The 26462-nt window shown below is 59.6% G+C and carries 23 protein-coding genes; 13 read left to right on the top strand and 10 right to left on the bottom strand.

Features of this window, described 5'->3' with window-relative positions; genetic code table 11:
* Positions 1 to 106: 106 nt before the first annotated feature.
* From relA to BMS17_RS19435, 3 genes are all read left to right on the top strand, one after another.
* Complete coding sequence (gene relA / locus BMS17_RS19425) at positions 107 to 2350, top strand: GTP diphosphokinase (protein ID WP_046031627.1); 2244 nt, start codon at positions 107 to 109, stop codon at positions 2348 to 2350.
* A gap of 114 nt (positions 2351 to 2464) precedes the next feature.
* Positions 2465 to 3298 carry a nucleoside triphosphate pyrophosphohydrolase gene (mazG, locus tag BMS17_RS19430; RefSeq protein ID WP_046031628.1) on the top strand — a complete coding sequence of 278 codons (834 nt, stop codon included), beginning with the start codon at positions 2465 to 2467 and terminating at the stop codon, positions 3296 to 3298.
* A 28-nt stretch (positions 3299 to 3326) separates the two neighbouring features.
* Positions 3327 to 3869: a DUF2058 domain-containing protein gene (locus BMS17_RS19435; RefSeq protein WP_046031629.1), complete on the top strand. Its 543-nt coding sequence runs from the start codon at positions 3327 to 3329 to the stop codon at positions 3867 to 3869.
* An 83-nt stretch (positions 3870 to 3952) separates the two neighbouring features.
* Here BMS17_RS19435 and BMS17_RS19440 read toward each other — a convergent pair whose 3' ends face one another.
* The 6 genes from BMS17_RS19440 to BMS17_RS19465 all read right to left on the bottom strand — a co-directional run bounded on the left by BMS17_RS19440 (position 3953) and on the right by BMS17_RS19465 (position 11496).
* A complete protein-coding gene (locus BMS17_RS19440) occupies positions 3953 to 4141 on the bottom strand; it encodes a hypothetical protein (protein ID WP_046031630.1) in 189 nt (62 codons plus the stop codon).
* 405 nt (positions 4142 to 4546) lie between these two features.
* Complete coding sequence (gene fabB / locus BMS17_RS19445) at positions 4547 to 5767, bottom strand: beta-ketoacyl-ACP synthase I (RefSeq protein WP_046031631.1); 1221 nt, start codon at positions 5765 to 5767, stop codon at positions 4547 to 4549.
* Positions 5768 to 5778: 11 nt separating this feature from the next.
* Positions 5779 to 6294, bottom strand: coding sequence for a 3-hydroxyacyl-[acyl-carrier-protein] dehydratase FabA (gene fabA, locus BMS17_RS19450; protein WP_003227150.1), 516 nt, complete (start codon positions 6292 to 6294; stop codon positions 5779 to 5781).
* 247 nt (positions 6295 to 6541) lie between these two features.
* Positions 6542 to 8443 carry an ATP-binding protein gene (locus tag BMS17_RS19455; RefSeq protein WP_077431474.1) on the bottom strand — a complete coding sequence of 634 codons (1902 nt, stop codon included), beginning with the start codon at positions 8441 to 8443 and terminating at the stop codon, positions 6542 to 6544.
* Positions 8440 to 9372, bottom strand: a complete 933-nt coding sequence (locus BMS17_RS19460; RefSeq protein WP_077431476.1) for an ABC transporter substrate-binding protein — start codon at positions 9370 to 9372, stop codon at positions 8440 to 8442. The genes BMS17_RS19455 and BMS17_RS19460 overlap by 4 nt, the downstream gene beginning before the upstream one ends.
* Positions 9373 to 11496: a TonB-dependent siderophore receptor gene (locus BMS17_RS19465; RefSeq protein WP_077431478.1), complete on the bottom strand. Its 2124-nt coding sequence runs from the start codon at positions 11494 to 11496 to the stop codon at positions 9373 to 9375. It lies immediately after the preceding gene.
* 196 nt (positions 11497 to 11692) lie between these two features.
* Between BMS17_RS19465 and BMS17_RS19470 the strand changes: the two genes are divergently transcribed.
* The 5 genes from BMS17_RS19470 to BMS17_RS19490 all read left to right on the top strand — a co-directional run bounded on the left by BMS17_RS19470 (position 11693) and on the right by BMS17_RS19490 (position 15790).
* Positions 11693 to 12718 carry an NAD(P)H-dependent glycerol-3-phosphate dehydrogenase gene (locus BMS17_RS19470; protein WP_046031635.1) on the top strand — a complete coding sequence of 342 codons (1026 nt, stop codon included), beginning with the start codon at positions 11693 to 11695 and terminating at the stop codon, positions 12716 to 12718.
* A gap of 32 nt (positions 12719 to 12750) precedes the next feature.
* A complete protein-coding gene (locus BMS17_RS19475) occupies positions 12751 to 13098 on the top strand; it encodes a DUF4389 domain-containing protein (RefSeq protein ID WP_046031636.1) in 348 nt (115 codons plus the stop codon).
* Positions 13095 to 13547 (top strand): phosphohistidine phosphatase SixA, encoded by a 453-nt coding sequence (gene sixA / locus BMS17_RS19480; protein ID WP_046031637.1) that lies wholly within the window; start codon positions 13095 to 13097, stop codon positions 13545 to 13547. The genes BMS17_RS19475 and sixA overlap by 4 nt, the downstream gene beginning before the upstream one ends.
* A gap of 96 nt (positions 13548 to 13643) precedes the next feature.
* Positions 13644 to 15311, top strand: a complete 1668-nt coding sequence (locus BMS17_RS19485) for an AMP-binding protein (protein WP_077431480.1) — start codon at positions 13644 to 13646, stop codon at positions 15309 to 15311.
* A 32-nt stretch (positions 15312 to 15343) separates the two neighbouring features.
* The gene (locus tag BMS17_RS19490; RefSeq protein WP_046031639.1) at positions 15344 to 15790 is read left to right on the top strand and encodes a hotdog fold thioesterase; all 447 of its coding nucleotides are present in this window, start codon (positions 15344 to 15346) and stop codon (positions 15788 to 15790) included.
* 16 nt (positions 15791 to 15806) lie between these two features.
* Here the strand turns inward: BMS17_RS19490 and BMS17_RS19495 are convergent, their stop codons facing one another.
* Positions 15807 to 18827, bottom strand: a complete 3021-nt coding sequence (locus tag BMS17_RS19495) for an RHS repeat-associated core domain-containing protein (RefSeq protein WP_077431482.1) — start codon at positions 18825 to 18827, stop codon at positions 15807 to 15809.
* Between the two features lie 224 nt (positions 18828 to 19051).
* Here BMS17_RS19495 and BMS17_RS19500 point away from each other — a divergent pair, with 224 nt between their 5' ends.
* The 5 genes from BMS17_RS19500 (at position 19052) to BMS17_RS19520 (ending at position 23359) form a co-directional block, all read left to right on the top strand.
* Positions 19052 to 19858, top strand: coding sequence for an alpha/beta fold hydrolase (locus tag BMS17_RS19500; RefSeq protein WP_046031641.1), 807 nt, complete (start codon positions 19052 to 19054; stop codon positions 19856 to 19858).
* The gene (locus BMS17_RS19505; protein WP_077431484.1) at positions 19855 to 20709 is read left to right on the top strand and encodes an alpha/beta hydrolase; all 855 of its coding nucleotides are present in this window, start codon (positions 19855 to 19857) and stop codon (positions 20707 to 20709) included. Before BMS17_RS19500 ends, BMS17_RS19505 begins: the two co-directional genes overlap by 4 nt.
* A gap of 50 nt (positions 20710 to 20759) precedes the next feature.
* The gene (locus BMS17_RS19510) at positions 20760 to 21419 is read left to right on the top strand and encodes a glutathione S-transferase family protein (RefSeq protein WP_046031643.1); all 660 of its coding nucleotides are present in this window, start codon (positions 20760 to 20762) and stop codon (positions 21417 to 21419) included.
* Positions 21420 to 21427: 8 nt separating this feature from the next.
* Entirely contained in the window at positions 21428 to 22234 is an 807-nt protein-coding gene (locus BMS17_RS19515) for a DUF4892 domain-containing protein (protein ID WP_046031644.1), read from the top strand.
* Between the two features lie 69 nt (positions 22235 to 22303).
* Entirely contained in the window at positions 22304 to 23359 is a 1056-nt protein-coding gene (locus tag BMS17_RS19520) for an AI-2E family transporter (protein WP_046031645.1), read from the top strand.
* A 60-nt stretch (positions 23360 to 23419) separates the two neighbouring features.
* Here the strand turns inward: BMS17_RS19520 and xopAW are convergent, their stop codons facing one another.
* The 3 genes from xopAW to BMS17_RS19535 all read right to left on the bottom strand — a co-directional run bounded on the left by xopAW (position 23420) and on the right by BMS17_RS19535 (position 26315).
* Complete coding sequence (xopAW, locus tag BMS17_RS19525) at positions 23420 to 24274, bottom strand: XopAW family type III secretion system calcium-binding effector (protein ID WP_077431486.1); 855 nt, start codon at positions 24272 to 24274, stop codon at positions 23420 to 23422.
* 233 nt (positions 24275 to 24507) lie between these two features.
* The gene (locus BMS17_RS19530; RefSeq protein ID WP_046031647.1) at positions 24508 to 25557 is read right to left on the bottom strand and encodes a HAMP domain-containing sensor histidine kinase; all 1050 of its coding nucleotides are present in this window, start codon (positions 25555 to 25557) and stop codon (positions 24508 to 24510) included.
* Positions 25557 to 26315 (bottom strand): response regulator, encoded by a 759-nt coding sequence (locus BMS17_RS19535; protein ID WP_046031648.1) that lies wholly within the window; start codon positions 26313 to 26315, stop codon positions 25557 to 25559. Before BMS17_RS19535 ends, BMS17_RS19530 begins: the two co-directional genes overlap by 1 nt.
* Positions 26316 to 26462 lie beyond the last annotated feature (147 nt).

Consider the following 26462-nt stretch of genomic DNA (forward strand, 5'->3'; position numbering starts at 1 on the left):
GACTGGCCCGCCCGTGCAGCGCTCGCATGAGCCCCGTGAGCGCAATCGGGCAACGAAGGTCAGCGATTTGACGCATTGAATCTGCGTCGTAGGGAAGGTAAGCAAGATGGTACAGGTGAGAGCACACCAGCCGATCAACACAGACGGCAGTATCAATCTCGAGGCTTGGCTCGATCATGCGGTCAGTGTCGATCCGGCACTGGATCGCGAAGCCTTGAAGGAGGCGTGCGAGTTCGCTCGCATGTCGGAACAACAGGCCAATGCGGCGAAGAATCTCTGGTCCGAAGGGACCTCGAGTTTCCGCACGGGCCTTGAGATCGCCGAGATTCTCGCCGACCTCAAACTCGATCAGGATTCACTGGTCGCCGCGATCTTGTACCGTGGCGTGCGCGAAGGCCAGATCGAGTTGCCTGCCATCAGCCAGCGCTTCGGCCCGGTGGTGGCCAAGTTGATCGATGGCGTGCAGCGCATGGCGGCGATCAGCGACAGCTTGAGCCCGCGCAAATCCCTGGTGCTGGGCACTCAGGGCCAGGTCGAAAACCTGCGCAAAATGCTGGTTGCCATGGTCGATGACGTACGCGTCGCACTGATCAAGCTGGCTGAACGCACCTGCGCGATTCGTGCGGTGAAAACCGCCGACGACGAAAAGCGCAATCGCGTCGCCCGCGAAGTCTTCGACATCTATGCGCCACTCGCGCACCGTCTCGGTATCGGTCACATCAAGTGGGAGCTGGAGGACTTGTCCTTCCGTTACCTTGAGCCTGACCAGTACAAGCAGATCGCCAAGCTGTTGCATGAGCGACGTCTGGATCGCGAACGCTTCATCAGCGACGTGATGACCCAACTCAAAAACGAATTGCAGGCCACCGGCGTCGATGCCGACATCAGCGGCCGGGCCAAACACATCTATTCGATCTGGCGCAAAATGCAGCGCAAGGGTCTGGAGTTCAGCCAGATCTACGACGTGCGCGCCGTTCGCGTGCTGGTGCCGGAAATGCGCGATTGCTACACCGCGCTCGGCATCGTCCACACCTTGTGGCGGCACATCCCGAAAGAATTCGACGACTACATCGCCAACCCGAAAGAGAACGGCTATCGCTCGCTGCACACGGCGGTGATCGGGCCTGAGGGCAAGGTGCTGGAAGTGCAGATCCGCACCCACGCCATGCACGAGGAAGCCGAGCTGGGCGTGTGCGCGCACTGGCGCTACAAGGGCACCGACGTCAAATCCGGTTCGAACCACTACGAAGAGAAAATCTCCTGGCTGCGTCAGGTCCTCGAGTGGCATGAAGAGCTGGGCGATATCGGCGGCCTGGCGGAACAGCTGCGGGTCGATATCGAACCGGACCGGGTCTACATCTTCACCCCCGACGGTCATGCCATCGACTTGCCGAAAGGCTCGACGCCGCTGGACTTCGCCTACCGGGTGCACACCGAGATCGGCCACAACTGCCGTGGCGCGAAGATCAACGGCCGGATCGTGCCGCTCAACTACAGCCTGCAAACCGGTGAACAGGTCGAGATCATCACCAGCAAGCACGGCACGCCGAGCCGCGACTGGCTGAACCCGAACCTGGGCTACATCACCACCTCGCGGGCACGGGCGAAGATTGTCCACTGGTTCAAATTGCAGGCGCGTGACCAGAACGTCGCGGCCGGTAAAACCCTGCTCGAGCGTGAACTCAATCGTCTGGGCTTGCCGGCGGTGGACTTCGAAAAGCTGGCCGACAAGGCCAACATGAAGACCGCCGAGGACATGTTCGCCGCATTGGGCGCCGGTGATTTGCGCCTGGCGCAATTGGTGAACCTGGCGCAGCAACTGGTCGAGCCGGAACGCGGCAACGAACAGCTAGAGTTGATACCGCGCAAAGCCACCGGCTACAAACCGGGCAAGCGTGGGGACATCCAGATCCAGGGTGTCGGCAACCTGATGACGCAAATGGCCGGCTGCTGCCAGCCATTGCCGGGCGATGCCATCGTCGGTTACATCACCCAGGGTCGTGGCGTGAGCATTCACCGTCAAGACTGTGCCTCGGTGCTGCAACTGGGCGGGCGCGAGCCAGAGCGGATCATCCAGGTCAGTTGGGGGCCGGTGCCGGTGCTCACTTACCCGGTGGACATCATCATCCGCGCCTACGACCGCTCCGGGTTGCTGCGTGACGTGTCGCAGGTGCTGCTCAACGAGCGGATCAACGTGCTGGCGGTCAACACCCGCTCGAACAAAGAGGACAACACCGCGTTGATGTCCCTGACCATCGAGATTCCGGGACTGGATGCGCTGGGGCGGTTACTGGGGCGGATTTCCCAGTTGCCGAACATCATCGAAACCCGCCGTAACCGGACGCCGTGAAACCGATCCCTGTAGGAGCCGAGCTTGCTCGCGATGGCGATTTACCTGATGTACCGCTATCGCGAGCAAGCTCGGCTCCTACGGGTTTTGCGATTCAGATGCAGAGAATGATTGATGTATTCACTTGAAGACTTGCTGCACTTGATGAACCGGCTGCGCGACCCGCAGTTCGGTTGCCCGTGGGACATCAAGCAGACCTACGAAACGATCGTCCCGCACACCCTTGAGGAAGCCTACGAAGTCGCTGACGCCATTGAGCGCGGTGACTTCGATCACTTGCAGGGTGAGCTGGGGGATTTGCTGTTCCAGGTGGTTTATTACAGCCAACTGGCGCGCGAAGAAGGGCGCTTTGAATTCGCCGGCGTGGTCGACAGCATTACCCGCAAGCTGATCCGTCGTCACCCTCATGTGTTTCCTACCGGTGATCTGTATGCGCCGGTGGACATCCCGCGACTGAGTGAAGAGCAGGTCAAGCAGCGCTGGGAAGAGATCAAGGCCGAAGAGCGCGCCGAGAAGTCAGCGGCACCGTTGCAATTGTCGTTGCTCGACGATGTACCGGCCGCGCTGCCGGCATTGTCGCGCTCGGCGAAACTGCAGAAGCGCGCCGGGCAGGTCGGTTTCGACTGGCCAGACGCGTTGCCGGTGCTGGACAAGGTCCGCGAAGAGCTCGATGAAGTGCTCGAAGCGATGGCCGACAATGACTCGGCAGCGATTGCCGATGAGGTCGGTGACCTGTTGTTTTCGGTGGTCAATCTGGCGCGTCATCTCAAGGTCGATCCGGAAACCGCACTGCGTGGCGCCAACGGCAAATTTGAAAGACGCTTCCGTTTTATCGAACAGGCATTGCGCGACACCCACCGTCCCATAGAAGATTGCACCCTCGAAGAGTTGGACGCCCTGTGGGGTGAAGCCAAACGTCAGGAAAAGAATTTGACCAGCTGCGGTTGAGCAGTTGCCTAAGTGAGAAACAAGCACCATGAGCATTTCCCTTCGCGACCAGTTACTCAAAGCAGGGCTGGTCAACCAGAAGCAGGCCAAGCAGGTCAGCAAAGACAAGCAGAAACAGCAGCGCCTGGCCCACAAGGGCCAGATCGAACTCGATGATTCCCAGCAGCGTGCAGCGCAGGAAGCCATGGCCGAGAAGGTCAAGCGCGACCAGGAGCTGAACCGCCAGCAACAGGAAAAGGTCGAGGCCAAGGCTCGCGCCGCTCAGGTCAAGCAATTGATCGAAGTCTCGCGTCTGCCAAAGCTGACCACCGAGGACTACTACAACTTCGTCGACGACAAGAAGGTCAAGCGCCTCTGCGTCAATACGCTGATGCGCAACAAGCTCAGCAACGGATCGCTGGCCATCGTGCACCATGCTGGCGGTTACGAAGTGATCCCGCGTGAAGCGGCACTGAAGATTCAGGAGCGCGATCCACAGCGTATCGTGCAGATGAACGTGAAGACTGAAGAAGTGGCGGCCGAGGACGATCCGTACGCGGCCTATCAGATCCCGGATGATCTGATGTGGTAAGCCGTTAAGGGCTTCATCAACGACAAACCCCGCTCATGGCGGGGTTTGTCGTTTTCAATGCTGTAGTTGCTCAGGCGCAGCGGTCAGGCGGATAGCAGCGCTCTTTGCTGTTCCAGTGTTTCGAGTTCCGCTTTGTAGTTATGCGCGTCAGTCTCGGAGTGAAACATCCCCACCAGCATGTCTTGTTGGTGGACATCCCAAATGCGGATACCGGCGGCTACACCCTCATGGGATTTATGTGAATCGTCGCGTTCAGTTACTTTTACAGTCATCTGCTAGCTCCAATCTCAATTACCTGCACCAAGGCATGTGCAGGCCTCTGTTATATGAGTTGTTAGCTTGCTAAGTAAACTGACGGATCTGGAAACAGACTTTTGCAGATTTGAATAAAATCCTGCAGCCCTTTAAGTGCGCGACATTCGGTCGCAGGCCCGTTGGTTTCATGACAAAAGCTTCATGTTCGACGGGCTCTTTGTAGCAGCTGGCGAAGCCTGCGTTCGGCTGCGCAGCAGTCGTGAATCAGGCAATGCGGTGTGCCAGGAAGACTGGATGCTCAGGTTTACGACTGCTGCGCAGCCGAACGCAGGCTTCGCCAGCTGCTACAGGGGATATGTCAGGCACAAAAAAAACGCCCCGAACCAGTCGGGGCGTTTTTCAATACAGCGAAACGGCGGGTATTACTTACCAGCCCAGCGCTTGAGTACCAGCGTGGCGTTGGTGCCACCGAAACCGAAGCTGTTGCTCATCACGGTGTCGATGGTGGCGTTTTCGCGAGTCTTGGTCAGGATTGGCATGTCTGCCACTTCTGGGTCCAGCTCGTCGATGTTGGCGGAGCCTGCCATGAAGTTGCCTTCCATCATCAGCATGCAGTAGATCGCTTCGTGAACGCCGGCGGCGCCCAGGGAGTGACCCGACAGGCTTTTGGTGGAGCTGATGGCCGGAGCCTTGTCGCCGAACAGTTCGCGCACACCTTTCATTTCCATGACGTCGCCGACCGGAGTCGAAGTGCCGTGGGTGTTCAGGTAGTCGATCGGTGCGTCAACGGTGGACATGGCCATCTGCATGCAGCGGATGGCGCCTTCGCCGCTTGGGGCGACCATGTCGTAGCCGTCGGAGGTCGCGCCGTAGCCAACGATTTCCGCGTAGATCTTCGCGCCGCGCGCCAGAGCGTGTTCCAGCTCTTCGACCACGACCATGCCGCCACCGCCAGCAATGACGAAACCGTCACGCTTGGCGTCGTAGGCACGGGAAGCTTTTTCCGGGGTTTCGTTGTACTGGCTGGACAGTGCGCCCATGGCGTCGAACAGGAACGATTGGCTCCAGTGTTCTTCTTCGCCGCCGCCAGCGAATACGATGTCCTGCTTGCCCATCTGGATCTGTTCCATGGCGGTACCGATGCAGTGAGCACTGGTGGCGCAGGCAGAAGCGATGGAGTAGTTCAGGCCCTTGATCTTGAACGGGGTGGCCAGGCAAGCGGAAACGGTGCTGCTCATGGTCCGCGTTACGCGGTATGGGCCAACGCGCTTCACGCCTTTCTCGCGCAGGATGTCCAGCGCTTCCATCTGGTTCAGCGTGGAGGCACCACCGGAACCGGCGATCAGGCCGGTACGCGGGTTGGAAACTTGTTCGTCGCTCAGACCGGAGTCAGCGATGGCGTCTTTCATGGCCAGGTAGGCGTAAGCCGCCGCGTGGCCGACGAAGCGATAGATCTTGCGATCGATCAGCTCTTCGAGGGGAAGGTCAATGGAGCCGGAAACCTGGCTACGCAGACCCATTTCGGCATATTCCGGGTTGAACCGGATGCCAGGGCGGCTTGCACGCAGGTTAGCGGAGACGGTCTCTTTGTCATTGCCCAGGCACGAAACGATGCCCAGACCAGTGATAACGACGCGGCGCATGCGAATAACCCTTAGAAGTTGTCAGTGGAGGTAAACACGCCGACCCGAAGGCCTTCGGCGGTGTAGATTTCGCGACCGTCGACAGTGACCGAACCGTCGGCGATGGCCAGGTTCAGCTTGCCCTTCAGGACGCGCTTGATATGAATGTTATAGGTGACTTTCTTGGCGGTCGGCAGGACCTGGCCGAAGAATTTCACTTCGCCCGAACCCAGCGCACGGCCACGGCCCGGCAGACCTTGCCAGCCCAGGAAGAAACCGACCAGTTGCCACATGGCGTCGAGGCCCAGGCAGCCCGGCATCACCGGATCGCCCTCGAAGTGGCAGGCAAAGAACCACAGGTCCGGATTGATATCCAGCTCGGCGACCAATTCACCTTTGCCGTACTTGCCACCTTCTTCGCTGATCAGGGTGATGCGATCAACCATCAGCATGTTCGGGGCGGGCAGTTGCGCGTTACCTGGGCCGAACAGCTCACCGCGACTGCAGCGCAGCAGGTCTTCCCGGGTAAAGGCGTTTTGTTTGGTCATGCGAGCTCCTCAATAGTCCCATGCGGCAGGTGGGGCAAATCTTCCCGGCCGATCGAAGCGTTCATGCCTCGAACCGGCAGCCTACTCATAGACTATTGCGTTGTGGTGAAAGTCACAGCACCAAGGACATGAATGTACACTTGTGCACTGAAATTATTATTCAAGCCCCTTTTCGGGCCTGTTCGGGTGCCTAAGACTGCCGCACTTTCGCCTTTCACGCCAGTCGCAGATGGTCGAAAGGCCTGTACTACTGCACCCAGCGCTGCAGAATTTGCTGCAAATCAGTACGTTTGAAGGGCTTGGCCAGATAATCGTTCATGCCAGCCGACAAGCAGGCTTCGCGGTCGCCCTGCAACGCATTGGCCGTCAATGCGATGATCGGCAAGTCGGTGCAGCCGGGCAATTGGCGGATCTGACGGGTTGCTTCGTAGCCATCGATGATTGGCAGGCGGCAGTCCATCAGAATCGCTTCAAATACCAGGCTCTCGGCACTGCGCACCGCTTGCGCGCCATCGGTTGCGACGCTGACAGTAAAGCCCAGGCTGCGCAACATTGCTTCGATGACGGTCTGATTGACCGGGTTGTCTTCGACCAGCAGCACATTGCGCCCTTCGCCATCATCGTTGCCGGTCTGTGCCCGGGGTGTCAGTACGGGCAGCGGCTGTTTGTACAGTGCCAGCGGGATTTCCAGCGTAAACACCGAGCCCAGGCCTTCTTCGCTCTGAGCCCGCAAGGTGCCGCCCATGCGTTCAGCCAAAGTACGGGCAATCGGCAAGCCCAGGCCGGTACCACCATAGCGTCTTGAAATAGAGCTGTCGGCTTGCTGGAATGCATTGAACATCAGCTCCAGGCTTTCAGCGGAAATACCGATGCCACTGTCGCGCACGGTGCAGGTGAACCACAGCAGTTCGTGATCCAGCGATTGCCACTGCGGTTCGATGCTCACGCGGCCGTGCTCAGTGAACTTCAAGGCATTACCGACCAGATTGACCAGAATCTGCCGGATCCGCGTCGGATCACCCTGCACTTGAAGGGCGCGCATGTCCTCGGGGATTTGCAACTGCAGGTCGAGGCCGCGCTGCAACGCGCTGTGCTGGAACGATTGGGCGCAAGTGCTGATCAAGTCCGCGAGGTTGAACGGGATGTGCTCCAGTTCCAGTTCCGAGCGCTCGATGCGCGAGAAATCGAGAATATCGTTGATGACCTTGAGCAGGTGTTCGGTGGACTCCGACGCCAAAGCTGCGTATTCGATCTGCTCCTCGGTCATGTCGGTGGTTTCCAGCAATTGCAGCATACCGAGCACGCCATTCATCGGCGTGCGCAGTTCATGGCTCATCATTGCCAGGAAGTCAGACTTGGCATTGTTGGCCTTTTCCGCTTCCTCACGCGTCTGGATCAACTGTGCCATTGCCTGATGCTGTTCGCGGCTGGCTTGTTCGAGGCCGGCGGCGAGGTTGTTGATGTGTTGCGACAGGGCGCCCAACTCGGTGTCGTCGACAATCGGCAGGGGTGTTTTGTAATCGCCTTCCTGAATCGCTTTCACCGCGTCGCCAATATCGCGGATCGGTTGGGAGAGGCTGCCCGCCAGGCGTCGGGCAACGAGAAAGGTAAACAGCAGGGCGAACAGCGCGAGGATGGCAGCCTTCAACAAGATTTCCTGCTGGCGCTGGTTGAAGGCGTCGTTCGACAAACCGACGATCACCCGGCCCAGGTAGTCCTCGGAGGGGGTTGTGCTCGCCGCTTTGGAACCCTGGAAAAAATCATTGTTGAGCGCAATCCGCTGTAGCCGCACCGGTGCCTGAAACACTTCGACTTGCTGCGAGCGTCTGTAGGTTTCCGACGGCTGCTCGACATACACCAATATCCGGTTGGCGTTGTCCTGGACCTCCAGAAATCGCACGTTCGGCGTGGCGAGCGTGGCCTTGAGCAAACTTTCGAGCACCTCGTTGTTCCCCGAGATCACTCCGTACTCGGTGGCGGGTGCGAGCTGGTTGGCGATCAATTGCCCGGTGTGGTTGAGCTCCTGGCGCAAGTCCTGGATCCGCACAAAGGTAAAGAAGCTGATCAGCAGCAACGTCAGCAACAGGGCAGGGCCGAGACTGATCATCTGGGTGCGCGTACTGATGTCCCAAGAGCGTCGGAGGGTCATGGACGGCTTTCTCCTTCAGCCAACTGGGTGGCGACAGATGTTTCATTCACCTGTTCAATTCCTAATGAACGAGCCACTTGCGGATTGCTTAACACTTTGAAGTGCTGCGGATAGAGAGCACGCGGCCAGCTCGGGGGTGGCAGGTCGAGCACTTCGTCGAGCACTTGCAGCCAGTCGCTCTGATCGCTGTAAGTGCTGGCCAGGCTGCCCGCCTTGACGAACGCGGCGTTGGGGCCGACTAATGCCAATTGCCGGGAATAGCTGCTCAGCAGCAGATTTTTTGCAGTTTTCGGGTTGTAAAGGTCGGGATCGTCAAGACCCAGCAATACGTCGCAATTTTTCAGCAGGGCCTGCAAAGGACGGCTGTCGTTGATGTTATCCCAACGCTCGGTGACCACTTCAAGGCCCAGCCCAAGGGCGGCCTCCCGTAATTCATTGAGCAGGAATTCGCTGTGACTGTCGTACAGCACACCGATGCGCCTGGCCTGGGGCAGGATGAGCCGGGTCAGGCGCAATTGCCGATCCAGCGGCGGATCGCTCCAGAGCAGGCTGAGGTACGGTGGAACGTTACTCCCGAAACGTTGCCGGGCTTGCAGGCGGCTGATGCGCAGCACCAGCGTCGCCGGGCCCTGGGCCTCTTGCTGGCGCCAGTCGAGGCTCGGCAGGTCGAGCAGAATCAAGCGAGTGCCAGCGGGTAATTTACCGGGCATTGGAAGGCTCGCCAGTGGCTGGAAACGCACACTGTCGGCCGGGCGCATTTCACTCAGCGCATGGACGAAGGATTGCACACCGGGGCTGTCTTCGGCACCGGTCAATAGAATGTCGGCGGCTTGTGCCGGCACGGCGCCCAACAGGCAACCAACCGCCAGGCACAACCCGACCAGCAGGCGGCCCAGTGGCGGCGATTTCCATGCCAAGCGCTGCAGCATTTAAAACGTCAGCTCCGCACTGAAGTAAAGCACTCGACGCTCGTCGTAATTGTTGTCGATGAACGTGGTGGGCTGGTTATCCAGACGTTGTTGAAGGACACCGGCCAGTTCCAGGTTGGCCTTGCCCAAGCCGATGCGTTTGGCGATGCGCGTGTCGACGCGCTCGAAGCGGTAACCGTTGAGCGCATCGTCGCCATAGTAGAAGAGCGCGCTGTTCCAGCCATAGCCCCAATCGCGCAGCCAACCGGCAGAACCGCTGTTGCGCGCGGTCTGCTGCTCATCCAGCGGGTTACTCGCGTCGGCGTCGACATAGGCATAAGTCAGGCGTAGGCGGTCAGCGTTATCAAGACGCCAGTCCAGTTGCGTTTCAGCCCCGGAAAACCGCGCGTTGTTCGAGTTGCTGGCGATGTACTGGTTGTTGCGCAGCGGCTCGCTGATCATGTCGCTGATTTCGTCGTAGAACAGCTTCACATCGACGCTCAGCCCCAGTTTGGCGAAGTAGCCGTTGTAACCCAGCTCTCGCGAGCGCATGTGTTCCTTGTCGAGGTCACCCGGACCTCGGGTCTTGACGAAATAACGGGCGCTGGTCTGACCGTAGGCCGTGGGCCGCAGATTGGTCACCTGGTAACTCCAGTTGACGTTGTTTTCGAACATGTTCGGTGAGCGGATCGCTTCAGAGTATACGGCGCGCAAACCGTGACGCGGAGTGATCAGGTAATTGACCGCCACCCTCGGGGTCAGTGAGCTGCCGGTCAACTGCGTGTCCTCGAACATCGCCCCGCCCTGCAACAACCAATGCTCTGTGGCACGCCATTCGAGTTGGCCAAACGTGCGCCAAGTCGTGTCGTCGAGCGTGCCATTGAAATAGGTCTCGGAATCTGCCCGGTCATAACGATAGTTCATGCCGCTGACCAGTCGCAGGCTGTCGGACAGGCTGAGGGTGTCTTGCACTTCGAGGTCGTAGCGCGATTCACGGGCGCTCTGATCGATGTCACCACAGAGTGTTTGCCGCGCGCCGTTTTTCCATTGCGCCAGCACCTGATTGGCCAGCGCTTGTTCCGCTGGCGTGCCGCGAGGTGCGCCGGAACCGGTGAAGCGATCCATGTTGCGCGCCAGGCGTTCGGTGTAGTTTGGATTGAGCTGCCAGAGTCGGGTCAGTTCCGGGCTGAATGACACCTCGGCATCACAGGCGCGCCAGGTTTGCTGGCGATCCCAATGCTGGGCCGAACCCTGGATATAAAGGCTGTGCTCGGGATTCAAGTCCAGGTTCCAGCGCAAGGAGCCGGCGTAGTCTTTGGCGGTGACGTCAGAATTGTCCCCGGCGGCAGTAATCCCGGGGAACACCGGGCGGTAGGTATAGGGCCGCTGGTTGGTGCCTTCCTTCGCATTCAATTGCCAGTCGATGCTCTGGCTTTGCGTGAGCGTCTGGCTGACCGCGAGGTTAAAGCGGTTCAGGCGACGGCTGTCACGATAATCGGCCTCGTTGCGGTCCGAATCGAAACCGTCGTCTTGCTGGCCTGACAGGGACAGACGCAGGTCGCCACCGTCCCAACCGGTACCCTGGCTGGCGTAATAGTCGTTGATGCCGCGTTGGCCACGGGTCACTTTCACTCGCGTGCCATGGCTGTCGGCCGGGTTGCGCGTGATGATGTTGACCACCGCCATCAGCGCATTGGCGCCATAGCTGACGGTGTTCGGGCCGCGAAACACTTCGATGCGCTCGATGTCTTCCATGGCGACCGGGATATCACTCCAGTCCACCGTGGCGAGGCCCGCGCGGTATACCGAGCGACCGTCGATCAGCACTTGCATGCGCCGGGCCCCGGTGACGTTGGTGCCGTGGTAGTTCACGGCGGCTTGGTTGCCGCTGAGGTTGCCGACCATCATGCCGGGCACCAGCCGCAGTAACTCGCTGATGTCGCGCGCGCCGCTGTCGTTGATCAGTTCGCTGTCGATCACCGTCATGCTGCCCGGAACCGCCGCCGGCGACTGCTTCAGGCGGGTGGCCGTCAGCACTTGCGGGAGCGGTTCGTTGTCGAGAAACAAGTCGTCGGCCAGCAAGGACGGGCTGAAAATCAGCGCCAGGACCAGCGGCGAGCGGGGTGAAGGAGAAGCAAACGTCACGTCATACCCTTGATCGCGATAGGTTGGCGCGCATGTTAACCGAGCTTGTCTACTTTTCCATTGGCGATACCGGCATTTTCCTAGGATTTATCGGCCTTCTTCCTACATTTGTGGGTAATTGACGCAGGGGCTGGCCGCCACTGGGACGCTCCGTATAATGCCGACATCGCCACTGGTATGGATTAACGGATTGCATATGACTGAACAGCGCCCAATTGCGGTCCTGGGAGGCGGAAGTTTTGGTACCGCCGTGGCTAATCTATTGGCCGAGAACGGGCATCAGGTCCGGCAGTGGATGCGTGACCCCGAACAGGCCGAGGCCATTCGGGTCAATCGTGAAAACCCGCGTTACCTCAAAGGCATCAAGATTCTCCCGGCGGTAGAACCGGTGACTGACCTGCAAGCCACGCTGGATGCCTGCGACCTGTGTTTCGTCGCGCTGCCCTCCAGCGCCCTGCGTTCGGTCCTGGTTCCGCACGCCGAGCGGTTGAGTGGCAAGTTGCTGGTCAGCCTGACCAAAGGCATCGAAGCCCACACGTTCAAGTTGATGAGCGAGATCCTCGAGGAAATCGCTCCGCAAGCGCGCATCGGCGTGCTGTCGGGGCCGAACCTGGCCCGTGAAATCGCTGAACACGCATTGACCGCCACTGTGGTCGCCAGCGAAGACGAAGAACTGTGCCAGCGGGTCCAGGCTGCGCTGCACGGCCGGACGTTTCGCGTGTATGCCAGCGCCGACCGTTTTGGTGTCGAGTTGGGCGGAGCGCTGAAAAACGTTTACGCGATCATTGCCGGCATGGCGGTGGCGCTGGGCATGGGCGAAAACACCAAGAGCATGCTGATCACCCGGGCGCTGGCGGAAATGACGCGTTTTGCGGTGAATCAGGGGGCCAACCCGATGACCTTCCTCGGTCTTGCCGGCGTGGGCGATTTGATCGTTACCTGCTCGTCACCGAAAAGCCGCAACTACCAGGTCGGGTTCGCCCTCGGCCAAGGCCTGAGCCTGGAAGACGCGGTCACGCGTCTGGGCGAAGTGGCCGAAGGCGTGAACACGCTCAAAGTGCTCAAGGCCAAGGCTCAAGAGGTCGGCGTCTATATGCCGTTGGTCGCCGGGTTGCACGCAATTCTGTTCGAGGGGCGCACGCTTGAGCAGGTGATAGGGCTGTTGATGCGCGGCGAACCGAAAACCGACGTCGATTTTATTTCCACCAGCGGTTTCAACTAAGCACGCTTTAAAACAAAGCAGGGGACAGCGACATGAACGATCCGAAAACCGAGTCCAAGTACGAATCCATCCTGCTGCGGGTGCTGTGGATGATCGTCTTCCTGCTGGTCTGGCAAGTGGCGCAGTTCATCCTTGGCGCGGTGGTGCTGGTTCAACTGATCTATCGTTTGTTTTATGGCGCCCCGAGCGCCAGCCTGATGAACTTCGGCGACAGCCTGAGCCAGTTCCTGGCCCAGATCGGTCGGTTCGGCACCTTCCACAGCGACCAGAAGCCCTGGCCGTTTGCCGATTGGCCGGCGCCGCGTACACCGGAAGGTGAAGCGCCGCACGTCGTGGCACCCGCACCGCATCCGGTCAGAGATGAGGAACCCAAGCTATGAAACTCTGGGTATTGCGTCATGGTGAAGCTGAACCATATGGCTCCCGTCCTGATTCGGAACGGGAGCTGACCGACCACGGTCGCGAGGAAGTGTTGCGCACTGCTGCGCTGCTGATCGGGCAACCGCTGACGGCGATCTATGCGAGCCCCTACCTGCGAGCGCAGCAGACCGCGCAAGTGGTGCGTGAAGCGTTGGGTTTCGAGCCGGAGATTCGTACGGTCGAGTGGCTGACCCCGGAAACCGACCCGGACAAGGTGGCCGAGCAACTCGTGTCGGTGAGCAATGTGCTGCTGGTCAGTCATAACCCGTTGATCGGTCACTTGTTGAGCTACCTGCAACATGGCGCCGGGCATCCGCCGGAGAAAGTCAGCACCGCCGGGCTGGCCGAGCTCGACGCCGATGAGCTGCTGATTGGTTCGATGAAGCTCAACGGCATCAAACACCCATAAAATTTGCCGACGGGAAAATTTTGTACGAAATAGTCAACCAAGCACTTGCTTGGTTGGCTACGCTTGCTCCAGAACAAAAATTCAGGAGCGAGTCGCATGTCTGCTGCTTTTCGATTGCCGCTGGATGTTTTCTACGAGCGTGAGGCCCGCCATCCACGCCAGCGTTTCCTGGTCCAGCCCACGGGTGGCGGGCAGGTCGAGACCCTGACCTGGGCCGACGTCGGCCACCAGGCTCGCTGCGCCGCGCATTGGCTGAGGGCTCGCGAACTGCCACAAGGCAGCCACATTGCCCTGATCTCTAAAAACTGTGCCCACTGGATCATCGCCGACCTGGCGATCTGGATGGCCGGGCACGTCTCAGTCCCGTTGTACCCCAACCTGACCGCCGAATCCGTGGCCCAGGTGCTCGATCATTCCGAAGCGGCACTGGCGTTTATCGGCAAACTCGACGACTGGCCGAACATGTCCCGTGGCGTCAAACCTGACCTGCCGATAATCAGTCTGCCGCTGCACCCGCCCGGTACTTTCGACTTCAGTTGGGCCGACCTGCAGCGCAGTTCGCCCATCCAGGATGACCCCAAGCCCGGCGCCGATCAGTTGGCGACCATCATTTACACCTCCGGCACCACCGGGTTGCCCAAAGGCGTGATGCACAGCTTCGGTAATCTGGGCTTTGCCACCACGCGGGGTACGCAACTGTTTGGGCTCAACGAGTCGGACCGACTGCTGTCCTACTTGCCGCTGTGCCACGTGGCCGAACGGATGTTCGTCGAGCTGGCATCGATCTACACCGGGCAGACGGTGTTCTTTGCCGAAAGCCTCGATACCTTCCTGACTGATTTGCAACGTGCGCGGCCTACCGCATTGTTTGGTGTGCCGCGAATCTGGACCAAATTCCAGATGGGCGTGTACAGCAAGATCCCGGCAAAACGCCTCGATTTTTTGCTGGGCCTGCCCATTATCGGCAAGCGGGTCGGGCACAAAGTCCTCGCCGGGTTGGGGCTGGATGCGTTGCGTGTCGCCTTGTCTGGCGCGGCGCCTGTGCCGCAGACCCTGCTGCTGTGGTACCGCAAACTGGGGCTGGATGTGCTTGAGGTCTACGGCATGACCGAGAGCTGCGGTTATTCCCACATTGGCCGGCCCGGCGAGAATAAGCCCGGCTGGATCGGCAAGCCCTGCCCGGAGGTTGAAGTACGAATCGACGACTCGGGCGAGGTCATGGTGCGCAGTGGTGCGACCATGCTCGGCTACTTCAAGGAACCGCAGAAAACTGCTGAAACCATCACCGAGGATGGCTTCCTGCGCACCGGCGACAAGGGCGAACAGGACGCTGAAGGCAACCTGCGCCTGACCGGGCGGCTGAAAGAAATCTTCAAGACCAGCAAGGGCAAATACGTCGCGCCGGCACCGATCGAAAACCGCCTGGCGGTGCATTCGCGGATCGAGCAAGTGTGCGTGGTCGGTGATGGTCTGAGTGCGCCCCTGGGGCTGTGTGTGTTGTCGGCAGTCGGGCAACAGGATGCCACTGGAACGGCGAGGGCAGGGCTGCACTCAAGCCTGGAAAAACTGCTGGACGAGGTCAATGGCGTGCTCGATAAACATGAGCGCCTGCGGCGTCTGGTGGTGGTCAAGGACAGCTGGGCCGTGGACAACGGCTTCCTCACGCCGACCCTGAAGATCAAGCGTAACGTGATCGAAGCGGCTTACGGCGCCCGCTTCGAAGAATGGAGCGAGCGCAGTGAGACCGTGCTGTGGCAGGATTGAGCGACGAACAACACCTACAAAGGAAAGCAGCGATGAGTCTGTGGCGTACCACTCCCAACATCGAGCAGTTGAACGCAATCCAGAAAAACACCATCGGCGAAGTGCTGGATATCCGCTTCGAAGCGTTCGACGAAGAGTCCCTGACCGCGAGCATGGTCATTGACCACCGCACTCACCAGCCTTACGGCCTGCTGCACGGTGGCGCCTCGGTGGTGCTGGCCGAAAGCGTCGGTTCCATGGCCAGCTACCTGTGCATCGATGCCAGCAAGTTTTACTGCGTGGGCCTGGAAATCAACGCCAACCATTTGCGCGGCCTGCGCAGTGGGCGAGTGACCGCCGTGGCCAAGCCGATACACATTGGCCGCACGACTCACGTTTGGGATATCCGCTTGAGCAGTGACGAAGGCAAGGCCAGTTGTGTGTCGCGCCTGACCATGGCGGTTGTTCCATTGGGCGAACAACCGCCGTCTCGTTTGTAGCGTAAAGTCGTTTCGTTTACATATGCGTCATCATATGGCGCAGATTGGATCTCGAATAACTGCGTTGCCTGCGCGTCGTTTCGCTGGTGATGTAGAAAATTTCGGTGGCTGCCGGGTCATAGGCCTCATCGCTAGATGTCGGTATGCCTTCTCGGGTAATGCCGGCGCCGACCGTGTTTTTTTCCAGATCCCAGGATGTTTGCCCCAGTTCTGCACTTAAGCCGGGTGTTGCGGTGGTCACGAAGGTCGATCGCAAGTCGCCGATGGCACTGCCGACAGCTCGTGTCACCGCCGTTCGAGTGTTTTCGTCCAGTGTGTTGTATCCAGGTATCTGTGCGACGGCCAGATTGGCTAATTGTCCCAGAGAGCTGAAGAAGTGCCGACTGCTGGATCCGACAACAGCTTTGGCCGAGTCGAATGTCGGCCCACTGCCTTTGGACTGTTTGGTTGGCGTTCCACGCAACCCCCTCACGGCAGAGGCGCCGGCCGCACCGGCCGCCGTCGCCGTAGAGGCCGCGACGATGCTTTGCAGGGCTTTCCCCGCAGGTTCAGCTCCGAACAGCAGCGAGCCACCAAAGCCCACTGCACCTCCAATGCCTGCGACGGCGCCCATGCTGCCAAGTCCGGTTACGAAGTCTGCACGGCCGACGGAGGGATTGCTCGGGCCGGCATCGGCAAAATACTGGGCGCTCAATTCGCGAAACGCTGTCCCGAAAGCGCTGCCGATTTGAGAGGCAGCAGCTGTATTGCCTTTGGGATTGAGCATCCCTAACAGGGAGGGTGCTGCCCCCAGAGCGGCACCAAGAACAGCACCACCGACTTTCGCGGCAAGAGGCCCCCAGCCGGACGGATCGTCGACGGACACTCGGGATTGCGTCCAGTTCGCGCTCGCATACCCGCTGACGCCGCCTGAAATCGCGCCGGCCGTGGCGCCGGCAACTGTCACGGCCATGCTCATAGGCGACATAAACGCTATCATTGCATATTGCACGGCGGCGGCGATCAAGGCGCTTGGAAGTTCTCGGGCCGCGGTTGCACTGGCCGCGAAGACAGTGTCGACCCCTGCCAAGCCTTGAACATCGACAAATCTGACAGGATTGCCGTGCACCATCGTAAACAGGTTCAAGCCGTCGGCACTCCCTGCCGGGTCGGCATTGAGCCAGCGTTCCAGCCAGGGAGCGTAGTAACGTTGTCCGTAGTAATACAGGCCAGTGGCATCACGTTCCTGGCCTGAGAATCGCCGGGTTCTATAACTCGCTTGCACTTTGTCCCGGCCAGCCCACCATGAAGTGCCACCATAGGGGTAGTACATTTCCTCGCTGATCAGTTCTGCCAGTTGATCGAGTTCCAATGTACTGGAGCCCAGGTGATTGCTCAGGCTGTAACGATACTGATCGTCCTTGCCACCGCCCGGTTCCCAATGCAGAACCTGTACCGCACAGCGACCGGCCTGCACTGAAATAACGTGTAGAACTTCTTCGGGAGATGTGCGGATTTCCAGCCCTGGCAAATACCGCACTTCGTGCGTTCGCGTTGAGGAACCGGCTTGAGCAATGCGGATTTTTCGCTTTCGTTGGCCAGATTCGTCATAACGGTAGATTTCACTGTCATTGGGGCCATTCTCACGCGTCACTTGATCGACCTGCCGCAGGTGGTTGCTCAGGCTCCAAATCAGATCCTGACCCGCCATCAATTGCCTTTTGTTGCCGTTGGCATCGAATCCGGCGGTGATCTCACTCTCTCCGGGCAGCTCGCCGTCAGCCTTTTGCGCCAGTCCCCGATTGCTGTATTTAGATATCGCCGTCTGCTGTGTCCAGCTGTGGCTGGCAGCGCTGTGAACCAGTTTCTTGAGGTTGCCCGCACAATCGTAGGTAAAGGTCTGGCGGTAATTTTCCAGTTGTCCAGGGTCAGGAGGGGAAACGAAGACCGGCTCCTGAGGACCGTTGTGGCTATTGATCCGTTGCCAGCCGTTTGCCTCTATCAACTGATACAAACTGTTGTAGGTAAAGGTGTTGATCGGTTCGATCTTCTGGTTGCGAAAAAAACGGGTGCGCTGAGCCGCGTTTTTGATGCTGAGGATATTGCCGACCCGATCATAGTCGTACACCAAGTGTTGAAGCGGTGGCTGGCTGGGAAGTCCAGCCAGGAGTTCCAGTAATCGGCCGTCCTTCGGGTCGTATCGGGCTTCACTGATCACGCCGTTGCCGGCGGTCTGGCGCTCGATGTTGCCAAATGTGTTGTAGTGGATGTCGCTCAGCAGCGATATGTCTTGCGATCGCCCGGCGATTCTCAAGCGAACCCGACTCAGTTGGCCTGCGATGTCCAGATCCGAGAACCGTGCGTTGCCGTGCGCATCTTCCTGGCAGACCTGTATCCCCAGGGCGTTGTAGAGGGAGCGGGTGGTCGCGCCGTTGCCGGTTTCGTTCAACTGGTTTCTTTCAGTTTCGTCAATGGGCCAGTCTGGTTCGTCCAGCTTTTCGAGAAAATGTCGAGTCTGTGAGCTGACTCCGCCCGTCAGTGCGAAGTCGGTGAAGTGTAGGGTGCCGGCACTGTCGTCATGGCGGATCAGCTGACCGCATTGATTATGCAAGGCAGCTTCCGGGGTGTTGTCACCATAGGTGTAGAACGAACGGTTTCTTGCGGGTCTGCCATGAGCCTGCTCGACAGTTTTGATCGGGCGCAGCAACAGATCGTATTCGGTTCGAACCTGAGTGAGCAGACTGTCCCAGCCGAAGAGGTTTTGACCGGCCACACCGGGTAGGGTCAACCGGCTTCCCGCATCCACGCTCTCACTGTAGAGGGGCGCACCAGTGAGACTGAAAACTGTCATCAGGTTTGGCCGGGCGTCCGGCTCAGTCTCGAGCAGCTTGAGCAGGCGAGGGTCGCAGCTGATCGTCGGTTGACCTGCGCCATTGAAGGACTGGCGGTAAATCCAAGGTTCTGCTGGCTCGCCGGGTGTTTCACGGTAATAGGACACAGTGGCGACGTTTAACCCTCGCGGATCATTCACAGAGACTGTCGGGGTATTCTTGTGCATGGAAACAGCCTCACGAAAGAACTTCGGGTGGGGAATAGTTATTCGCGATTGCTCCCTCGCAGTCAACTGTCAGAAATAACAGGTAAGTTCGGTGTTCGACGCAGGCCCGGACTGTTTTTCATCGATGGAACGATGCTGTCATCATTCCTGTCTGTTACGGTCATTGCTGTCAGCCGTCGTCTTACGGACAATCAACACCTTGTCTCGCTCATGGATTTGCCGGTATGTCGCAACAGATATTTTTCGCCCACGCCAATGGCTTTCCTTCAGGGACCTACGGCAAGTTGTTCGCGGCGCTCGCGCCCGAGTACCAGGTGACGCATCTGGAGCAGCACGCTCATGACCCGCGTTTTCCGGCGGACGACAATTGGTACAACCTGGTGGACGAGCTGATCCATCACCTCAAGCAACAAGCAGAACCGGTGTGGGGCGTCGGCCATTCCTTCGGCGGTGTGCTGCACTTGCACGCGGCACTGCGTTGCCCAGAGTTGTATCGTGGCGTGGTGATGCTGGACTCTCCGGTCCTGACCCGCACCGATCAATGGGTCATCCGCGCCGCCAAGCGATTCGGTTTTATCGACCGCTTGACCCCGGCCGGTCGTACCTTGGGGCGTCGGGAAGAGTTTGCCGACCTGGAAAGCGCCCGCCGCTATTTCGCTGGTAAAACCCTGTTCCGCAGTTTTGATCCGGAATGTTTTGACGCCTACCTGCAACATGGTTTGCACAAGGTCGGCGATAAACTGCGCCTGCGCTTCGATCCTGCCACGGAAATCAGCATCTACCGTGGCGTGCCCCACACCAGCCCCGGTCGCACTCGGCAATTGAAAGTACCGCTGGCGGTGGTGCGCGGGCACAAGAGCCGCGTGGTAATGCGTCATCACGCCAGCTCCGTCGGACGCATGCCGCAAGGTGAATCCCTGACCCTGCCTGGCGGCCACATGTTTCCGCTTGAACGTCCACACGACACGGCCACGTTGCTGAAGACCTTGTTCAGTCGCTGGGACGGTCGCCGCCAACAGGATTGCGCATGAGCAACGCCGTCGAAGAAGTCCGCCTGAGCCTGCCGCACATCGAGCTGGCGGCGCATTTGTTCGGTCCTGAAGACGGCCTGCCGGTCATTGCGTTGCATGGCTGGCTGGACAATGCCAACAGCTTTGCCCGGCTCGCACCCAAGCTTAATGGCCTGCGCATCATCGCCCTGGACATGGCCGGTCACGGTCATTCCGGGCATCGCCCGCCCGGTGCCGGCTACGCGATGTGGGACTACGCCCATGACGTGCTGCAAGTCGCCGAACAGCTGGGCCTCAAGCGTTTTGCGCTGATGGGGCACTCCATGGGGGCAATCGCTTCGTTGATCATTGCCGGATCGATGCCGGAGCGTGTCACGCACCTGGCCTTGATCGACGGCATCATTCCTCCTACAGACAAAGGCGAAAATGCTGCCGAGCGAATGGGCATGGCCCTGCAAGCGCAGCTGGACCTGCGGGAAAAACGCAAACCGGTCTACACCACCCAGGACCGTGCCATCGAAGCGCGCATGAAAGGCTTGGTGGCCGTCAGCCGAGAAGCCGCCGAGCTGCTGGCCCAGCGAGGCTTGATGCCGGTGCCGGGCGGTTACACCTGGCGCACCGATAACCGGCTGACGCTGCCTTCACCGTTGCGCCTGACTACCGAACAGGCCATGGCCTTTGTCCAGCGGGTCAGTTGCCCGGCAAAACTGGTGGTCGCAGCGGATGGCATGCTCGCCAAACATCCTGAATTGCTGGAGCGTCTACCCTTTAGCCGTGAACAGCTGCCAGGCGGTCATCATTTGCACCTGAATGACGAACCCGGCGCCGACCTTGTCGCAGACTGTTTCAATCGGTTCTTCGCCGTTCCTTGACTTGCGCCGGGCAACTGTCGAGGCTGGGCGGGTTGAAATGGGAGACAACCATGATAGATCTCTACACCGCTGCGACCCCGAATGGCCACAAGGTCTCTATCGTGCTCGAGGAACTCGGCCTGCCCTACACGGTGCAAACCCTGAGTTTCGACAAGAAGGAACAGAAGTCCGAAGACTTCCTCAAGATCAATCCCAATGGCCGGATTCCGGCCATTGTCGACCGCGGCAATGGCGATTTCGCCGTGTTCGAATCCGGCGCCATCCTGATTTACCTCGCTGAAATGACCGGGAAACTGATGCCTTCCGACCCGAAAGGGCGCTCGGTGGTGTTGCAGTGGCTGATGTTCCAGATGGGTGGGATCGGTCCGATGCAGGGGCAGGCCAACGTGTTTTTCCGCTACTTTCCGGAAAAACTCCAGGGCGCCATCGATCGTTATCAGCATGAAACCCGGCGCCTCTATGAGGTACTCGATACGCGCCTGCAAACCGAAGAGTTTCTGGCCGGCGAATACAGCATTGCCGATATCGCGACCTTCCCGTGGGTGCGTGGCTATGAGTGGTCAGGTGTTTCCGTGGACGGCCTGACGGCGTTGCAACGCTGGATGGCGACCATGGAGGCGCGTCCGGCGGTGCAGCGTGGGTTGCAAGTGCCCCCACGCTCCGATGAAGCCAGTGTCATCAAGGGTGCCCAGGCCATGCTGATCCGATGAGTCTGACCATGCGTTCACTCAGTCTGTTGGTGCTGTGCTGCATCAGTCCCTTATCGTTTGCCGCCGATGTCCCGGGCAGTCAGGACCTGCCGATCCTGCCGCGTATGGAAGATGCGCAGATTGTCGACTTTCGCCCGGCGGCCGAGCTGGAGCGGATCTACCCGTTGGGTTCGATCCGTAAAATCAGCGGTCAATTGCGTTTCGATGGTCAAGTCAGCGCTCGTGGCACGGCCACTTCGGTGACCTACGAATTACCACCGGAACATTCTTCAACCGAGGCTTTCACTGCCGCTCGAGAGGCATTGCAGAAGCAAGGCGCGCAACTGTTGTTCTGGTGCCAGTCTCGCGATTGCGGTGAAAGCAGCCTGTGGGCCAATGAGGTTTTCGGCAACGCCAAGCTGTATGGCGCCGACGATCAGCAGGCGTACTTGCTGTTGCGTCTGGCGGCCCCTCGGGACAATTCGTTGGTGGCGCTTTACAGCATCACTCGCGGCAATCGCAAAGCGTATTTGCACGTCGAACAGTTCGACGCCGCGGCGCCGCTGGGGGAATTGCTGCCGACGTCGGCCACGTTGCTGCGCGAGCTCAAAAACACCGGTGAGCTGGATTTCCTCACGCTGACCGCCGAGCCTGATGAAACCTGGCTGCGTCTGATCTCCCGTGGGTTGAACCTGGACACCACGTTGCGGGTCAGTGTCTCTGGGGCGAACGCCGAAGCCTGGCGTCAGGCCCTGATCCAGCAGGGCGTGCGTGCGGCCCGACTGGAAACCGGCAACGTCGAAGGCTCTGGCCTGCACATCGAACTGTTGCGATAAGCTCTATCAGGCGAACGTGTCTTGCACGTTCGCCTATTCTTTTTGCGGACTGACTTTTTCGAGATTTAGATGATCAATAACGATCGACTGGTGGTGCAGATTCTGCTCCTGGTGTTGTTTGGCGCGAGCTTCTGGGTGATGGCGCCTTTCTGGTCGGCGATGTTCTGGGGCGCAGTGCTGGCGTTTGCCAGTTGGCCGCTGATGCGTTTGCTGACCCGTTGGCTCCATGGTCGCGAATCCCTGGCGGCCGCTTTGCTGACCCTCGGCTGGATGTTGCTGGTGGCGGTGCCGCTGGTCTGGCTGGGTTTCAACCTGGCAGATCATGTGCGAGATGCCACGGTGTTCATCAAGGATGTACAGGTTGATGGCCTGCCCGAAGCACCGGCGTGGCTGGGCGGTATTCCGCTGGTTGGCGCACGGCTGGTAGGAATCTGGAACAGTATCGACCAGCAGGGCGCGGCGATGATGGCGTCGCTGAAACCTTATGTCGGGCAGATGGGCAACTGGTTGCTGGCGCGCAGTGCGCAGATTGGCGGCGGGATTCTCGAACTGACGCTGAGCATTGTCTTCGTGTTCTTTTTCTACCGTGACGGCCCCCGGTTGGCGGTATTTGTACACGGGTTGCTGGAGCGGCTGATCGGCCACCGTGCCGGGTACTACATCGAACTGGTGGCCGGTACGGTACAACGAGTCGTCAATGGCGTGATCGGGACGGCGGCAGCGCAGGCCGTGCTGGCCCTGATCGGCTTCCTGATTGCCGGTGTGCCCGGGGCTCTGGTACTGGGTATTGTGACGTTCCTGTTGAGCCTGATCCCGATGGGGCCACCGCTGGTGTGGATCCCGGCCACGGCCTGGCTGGCCTGGAAGGGTGAGTACGGGATGGCGATATTCCTCGGTATTTGGGGCACGTTCATCATCAGCGGCGTCGACAACGTACTCAAACCGTACCTGATCAGCCGGGGCGGAAACTTGCCGTTGGTGATCGTTCTGCTGGGCGTGTTTGGCGGGTTGATTGCGTTTGGCTTTATCGGTCTGTTCATCGGCCCGACATTGCTGGCCGTGGCCTACAGCTTGCTGACCGATTGGAGCAAGGGGCCGACGCGGCTGGAAGATCCCCGGCTCTGAGTGATGATTGCGCCATGACAAAAAGCCCACTGGACCTGCGAAGGTCAGTGGGCTTTTTGCTTAGGTCGCGACGTTCAGGTACTTGCCCACCGTTGCCACGTTATCGAGCGAGTACTGCTTGCTCAAGTTGGCAATCATCTTGTTCAACGCTTCGTTGACATTGAACTGATCGGTGGAGCTGTCGCTGCTTTGTTCTCGGCCGGCTTGCAGGGCTGCTTTCAGCTCATCGCTGCTGACACCGCCGCTGCTATCTCTGTCCAGAACCTTGAGCAACGCGGCGCTGGTGTCCGTGCTGGTCGATGACGTGCTGTCGCTCGCCTGCAACGCGTTGCTCAATTCGGTGGCGGTCACGCTGCCATCGCTGTCCGAATCCAGTTGGCTGAACAGTTCCTCGCTGGACACCTGTTGTGGCGGCGGTGGCGGCGGGGTCAGGCTGGCGGCGAGTTCGTCCTTGCTGACGGTGCCGTCCTGGTTCTTGTCCAGGGCCGAAAAAATTTCTTTGCTGTCGGCACTGCTGCCGGCGCTGGTCAAGCCGGTGCTCAGCTCGTCGTTGCTGATGGCGCCGTCACCGTCGGTGTCCAGGGCGCTGATCAGCGCATCGGCCAGTTCCGTGCTCGGAGGTTGATCATGCGGCGGAGGCGGCGGTGGCGCCATCGCGGCCATTTCTTCGCTGCTCAAGTTGCCGCTGCTGTCGCTGTCGAGGTCGGCGAAGTTTTTGCTCAGGCTGACCAACAGACCGTCATCGGTTTTTTGTGACAAGGCACTGTTCAGCTCGTCCTGATCCACCGCACCGTCGCTGTTGCTGTCGAGCTTGGCGAGCAGTTCTTTCTGGAACTGCTGGCTGCGGGCGCTGTTGGTCGTGGTGCTGCTGGTGCTGCCGGTATAGCTGGTGTAGTTGCTGACGCTACCAATCATTGTGCTCACTCCCTGGAATGGAAAACCGGTGGGTGCACCGGCTTATGCAGCCTCAAGGGGCAAGGTGTCGTGGGTATGTGGGGTTTGTACCGGTCAGTACACACAGGTCTCATGCCTGGCATAGACCCTGTGGGAGCGAGCTTGCTCGCGATGGCGGTGTGTCATTCATTAGTGAGTGGGCTGATATACCGCTATCGCGAGCAAGCTCGCTCCCACAGGGATTTATGTGCGACTCAGATTCGGGGCAGGCGGATAATCGCGGTCAAGCCACCGCCCTGAGTTTCTTCCAGGCTCAATTGTCCACCCAGCCGTTCGGCGGCCTCGCGGGCGATGGTCATGCCCAGGCCGACACCGCCGGAGTTGCGGTTGCGTGAACCCTCCAGCCGAAAGAACGGCTCGAACACGGCTTCACGTTTGTCTGCCGCAATGCCCGGACCGTGATCAATCACTCGGATCACCAGGGTTTCGCGGCTGTCTTCGAGTTTGATCAATGCCTGCCCGGCATAGCGCAACGCGTTATCCAGCAAGTTGTTGATGCAAGAACGCAAGGCCATCGGTTGTACGTGCAGCGGGGCGCAGTGACCACTGGCCTGAACATCGGCGCCCTGGTCCTGGGCGTTTTCGCACAGGGACTCCACCAACGCTTGCACGTCCATCCATTGCAACGCCTCGCTGGTGCGCTGTTCGTGCAAGTAAGTCAGGGTGGCGTCGAGCATGTTGATCATGTCGTCCAGATCCTGACGCATCTGACCTTGCAGTTTTTCGTCGTCGATCTGTTCCAGGCGCAATTTGAGCCGCGACAGTGGGGTGCGCAGGTCATGGGACACCGCGCCCAGCATCCGCGAACGCTGCTGCACCTGTTCGATAATGCGTTTCTGCATCAGGTTAAAGGTGTAGGCCGCTTGCCGCGCTTCCCGTGGTCCCGATTCATCGAGTGGCGTGCTGTCGAGGTTTTCGCTCAAGCGCTCGGCGGCATCGCTCAGGCGCTGGATTGGCCGGCTCAGCAGTTTGGCGCCGTACCAGGCCGCAATGATCAGCGAAATCAATTGAAAGGTCAGCGGCACTAACGGTCCGCCGAACCACGGCCGAGGCGGCCGGGTTTCAAAGCGTGGGTCCATCGGCGGGCGTTTCCCGTCAACGCTTTCGGAAAACTCCGGTGGCGGTGGCGGAGGAGGTGGGCCGTAGTGGTGAAACCAGGCAAACGCCAGCAAGTGCGCGAGGACGATCGCCAGCAACAGCACACCGAACAGGCGGCCGAACAGCGTATCGAAGCGCGCACGCATCAGCCGATGTCTCTCGCGTCGAACAGATAACCCTCACCGCGAACGGTCTTGATCAGTTGTGGCGCTTTGGGGTCATCACCGAGTTTCTGGCGCAGGCGCGAGACCAGCAGGTCGATGCTTCGATCAAAGGCCTCAATCGAGCGGCCGCGAGCGGCGTCCAGCAATTGCTCACGACTGAGCACCCGGCGCGGACGTTCGATGAACACCCAGAGCAGGCGGAACTCGGCGTTGGACAGTGGGACCACCAGGCCGTTGTCGGCAATCAACTGTCGCAACACGCTGTTCAGGCGCCAATTGTCGAAGCGAATGTTCGCACGCTGTTCGGTGCGATCATCGCGCACTCGACGCAGAATGGTCTGAATCCTGGCCACCAGTTCACGGGGCTCGAACGGCTTGGCCATGTAATCGTCGGCGCCCAGCTCCAGGCCGATAATTCGGTCGGTCGGTTCGCAACGCGCAGTGAGCATCAGGATCGGAATGTCCGATTCGGCACGCAGCCAGCGGCACAATGACAAACCGTCTTCACCGGGCAGCATCAAGTCGAGCACCACCACATCGAAATGCTCGGCTTGCAGCGCCAGGCGCATCTCGGTGCCGTCGGTGACGCCGCTGGCGTGGATATTGAACCGGGCGAGGTAGTCGATCATCAGTTCGCGAATCGGGACGTCATCGTCGACGATCAGGGCGCGAATGCTCCAGCGCTTGTCGTCGCCGGGCGCTTTTTGATCGTCCTTCAAAGGGGCTTGGGAGTTGTGCATGCGTGCGTTCATCTGCCAGAGAGGCTGCCAACCACAAAGATGGGCTGCGAGGTTGTGGCTTCAGCATAGGCGTCCGGCCCGGAGGCGGGAAGTGCTGTAAGGACGTGTTGCGGCTGCCGAGGGTAGTGATGAACGATGTTGTGGACG

The sequence above is a fragment of the Pseudomonas sp. C9 genome, from assembly GCF_002000165.1.
Classification (GTDB): Bacteria; Pseudomonadota; Gammaproteobacteria; order Pseudomonadales; family Pseudomonadaceae; genus Aquipseudomonas.

Excerpts from the sequence above, each read along its gene's own strand:
- relA (WP_046031627.1), top strand. The coding sequence starts at position 107 with ATGGTACAGGTGAGAGCACACCAGCCGATCAACACAGACGGCAGTATC.
- mazG (WP_046031628.1), top strand. The coding sequence starts at position 2,465 with ATGTATTCACTTGAAGACTTGCTGCACTTGATGAACCGGCTGCGCGAC.
- BMS17_RS19435 (WP_046031629.1), top strand. The coding sequence starts at position 3,327 with ATGAGCATTTCCCTTCGCGACCAGTTACTCAAAGCAGGGCTGGTCAAC.
- BMS17_RS19440 (WP_046031630.1), bottom strand. The coding sequence starts at position 4,141 with ATGACTGTAAAAGTAACTGAACGCGACGATTCACATAAATCCCATGAG.
- fabB (WP_046031631.1), bottom strand. The coding sequence starts at position 5,767 with ATGCGCCGCGTCGTTATCACTGGTCTGGGCATCGTTTCGTGCCTGGGC.
- fabA (WP_003227150.1), bottom strand. The coding sequence starts at position 6,294 with ATGACCAAACAAAACGCCTTTACCCGGGAAGACCTGCTGCGCTGCAGT.
- BMS17_RS19455 (WP_077431474.1), bottom strand. The coding sequence starts at position 8,443 with ATGACCCTCCGACGCTCTTGGGACATCAGTACGCGCACCCAGATGATC.
- BMS17_RS19460 (WP_077431476.1), bottom strand. The coding sequence starts at position 9,372 with ATGCTGCAGCGCTTGGCATGGAAATCGCCGCCACTGGGCCGCCTGCTG.
- BMS17_RS19470 (WP_046031635.1), top strand. The coding sequence starts at position 11,693 with ATGACTGAACAGCGCCCAATTGCGGTCCTGGGAGGCGGAAGTTTTGGT.
- BMS17_RS19475 (WP_046031636.1), top strand. The coding sequence starts at position 12,751 with ATGAACGATCCGAAAACCGAGTCCAAGTACGAATCCATCCTGCTGCGG.
- sixA (WP_046031637.1), top strand. The coding sequence starts at position 13,095 with ATGAAACTCTGGGTATTGCGTCATGGTGAAGCTGAACCATATGGCTCC.
- BMS17_RS19485 (WP_077431480.1), top strand. The coding sequence starts at position 13,644 with ATGTCTGCTGCTTTTCGATTGCCGCTGGATGTTTTCTACGAGCGTGAG.
- BMS17_RS19490 (WP_046031639.1), top strand. The coding sequence starts at position 15,344 with ATGAGTCTGTGGCGTACCACTCCCAACATCGAGCAGTTGAACGCAATC.
- BMS17_RS19495 (WP_077431482.1), bottom strand. The coding sequence starts at position 18,827 with ATGCACAAGAATACCCCGACAGTCTCTGTGAATGATCCGCGAGGGTTA.
- BMS17_RS19500 (WP_046031641.1), top strand. The coding sequence starts at position 19,052 with ATGTCGCAACAGATATTTTTCGCCCACGCCAATGGCTTTCCTTCAGGG.
- BMS17_RS19505 (WP_077431484.1), top strand. The coding sequence starts at position 19,855 with ATGAGCAACGCCGTCGAAGAAGTCCGCCTGAGCCTGCCGCACATCGAG.
- BMS17_RS19510 (WP_046031643.1), top strand. The coding sequence starts at position 20,760 with ATGATAGATCTCTACACCGCTGCGACCCCGAATGGCCACAAGGTCTCT.
- BMS17_RS19515 (WP_046031644.1), top strand. The coding sequence starts at position 21,428 with ATGCGTTCACTCAGTCTGTTGGTGCTGTGCTGCATCAGTCCCTTATCG.
- BMS17_RS19520 (WP_046031645.1), top strand. The coding sequence starts at position 22,304 with ATGATCAATAACGATCGACTGGTGGTGCAGATTCTGCTCCTGGTGTTG.
- xopAW (WP_077431486.1), bottom strand. The coding sequence starts at position 24,274 with ATGATTGGTAGCGTCAGCAACTACACCAGCTATACCGGCAGCACCAGC.
- BMS17_RS19530 (WP_046031647.1), bottom strand. The coding sequence starts at position 25,557 with ATGCGTGCGCGCTTCGATACGCTGTTCGGCCGCCTGTTCGGTGTGCTG.
- BMS17_RS19535 (WP_046031648.1), bottom strand. The coding sequence starts at position 26,315 with ATGCACAACTCCCAAGCCCCTTTGAAGGACGATCAAAAAGCGCCCGGC.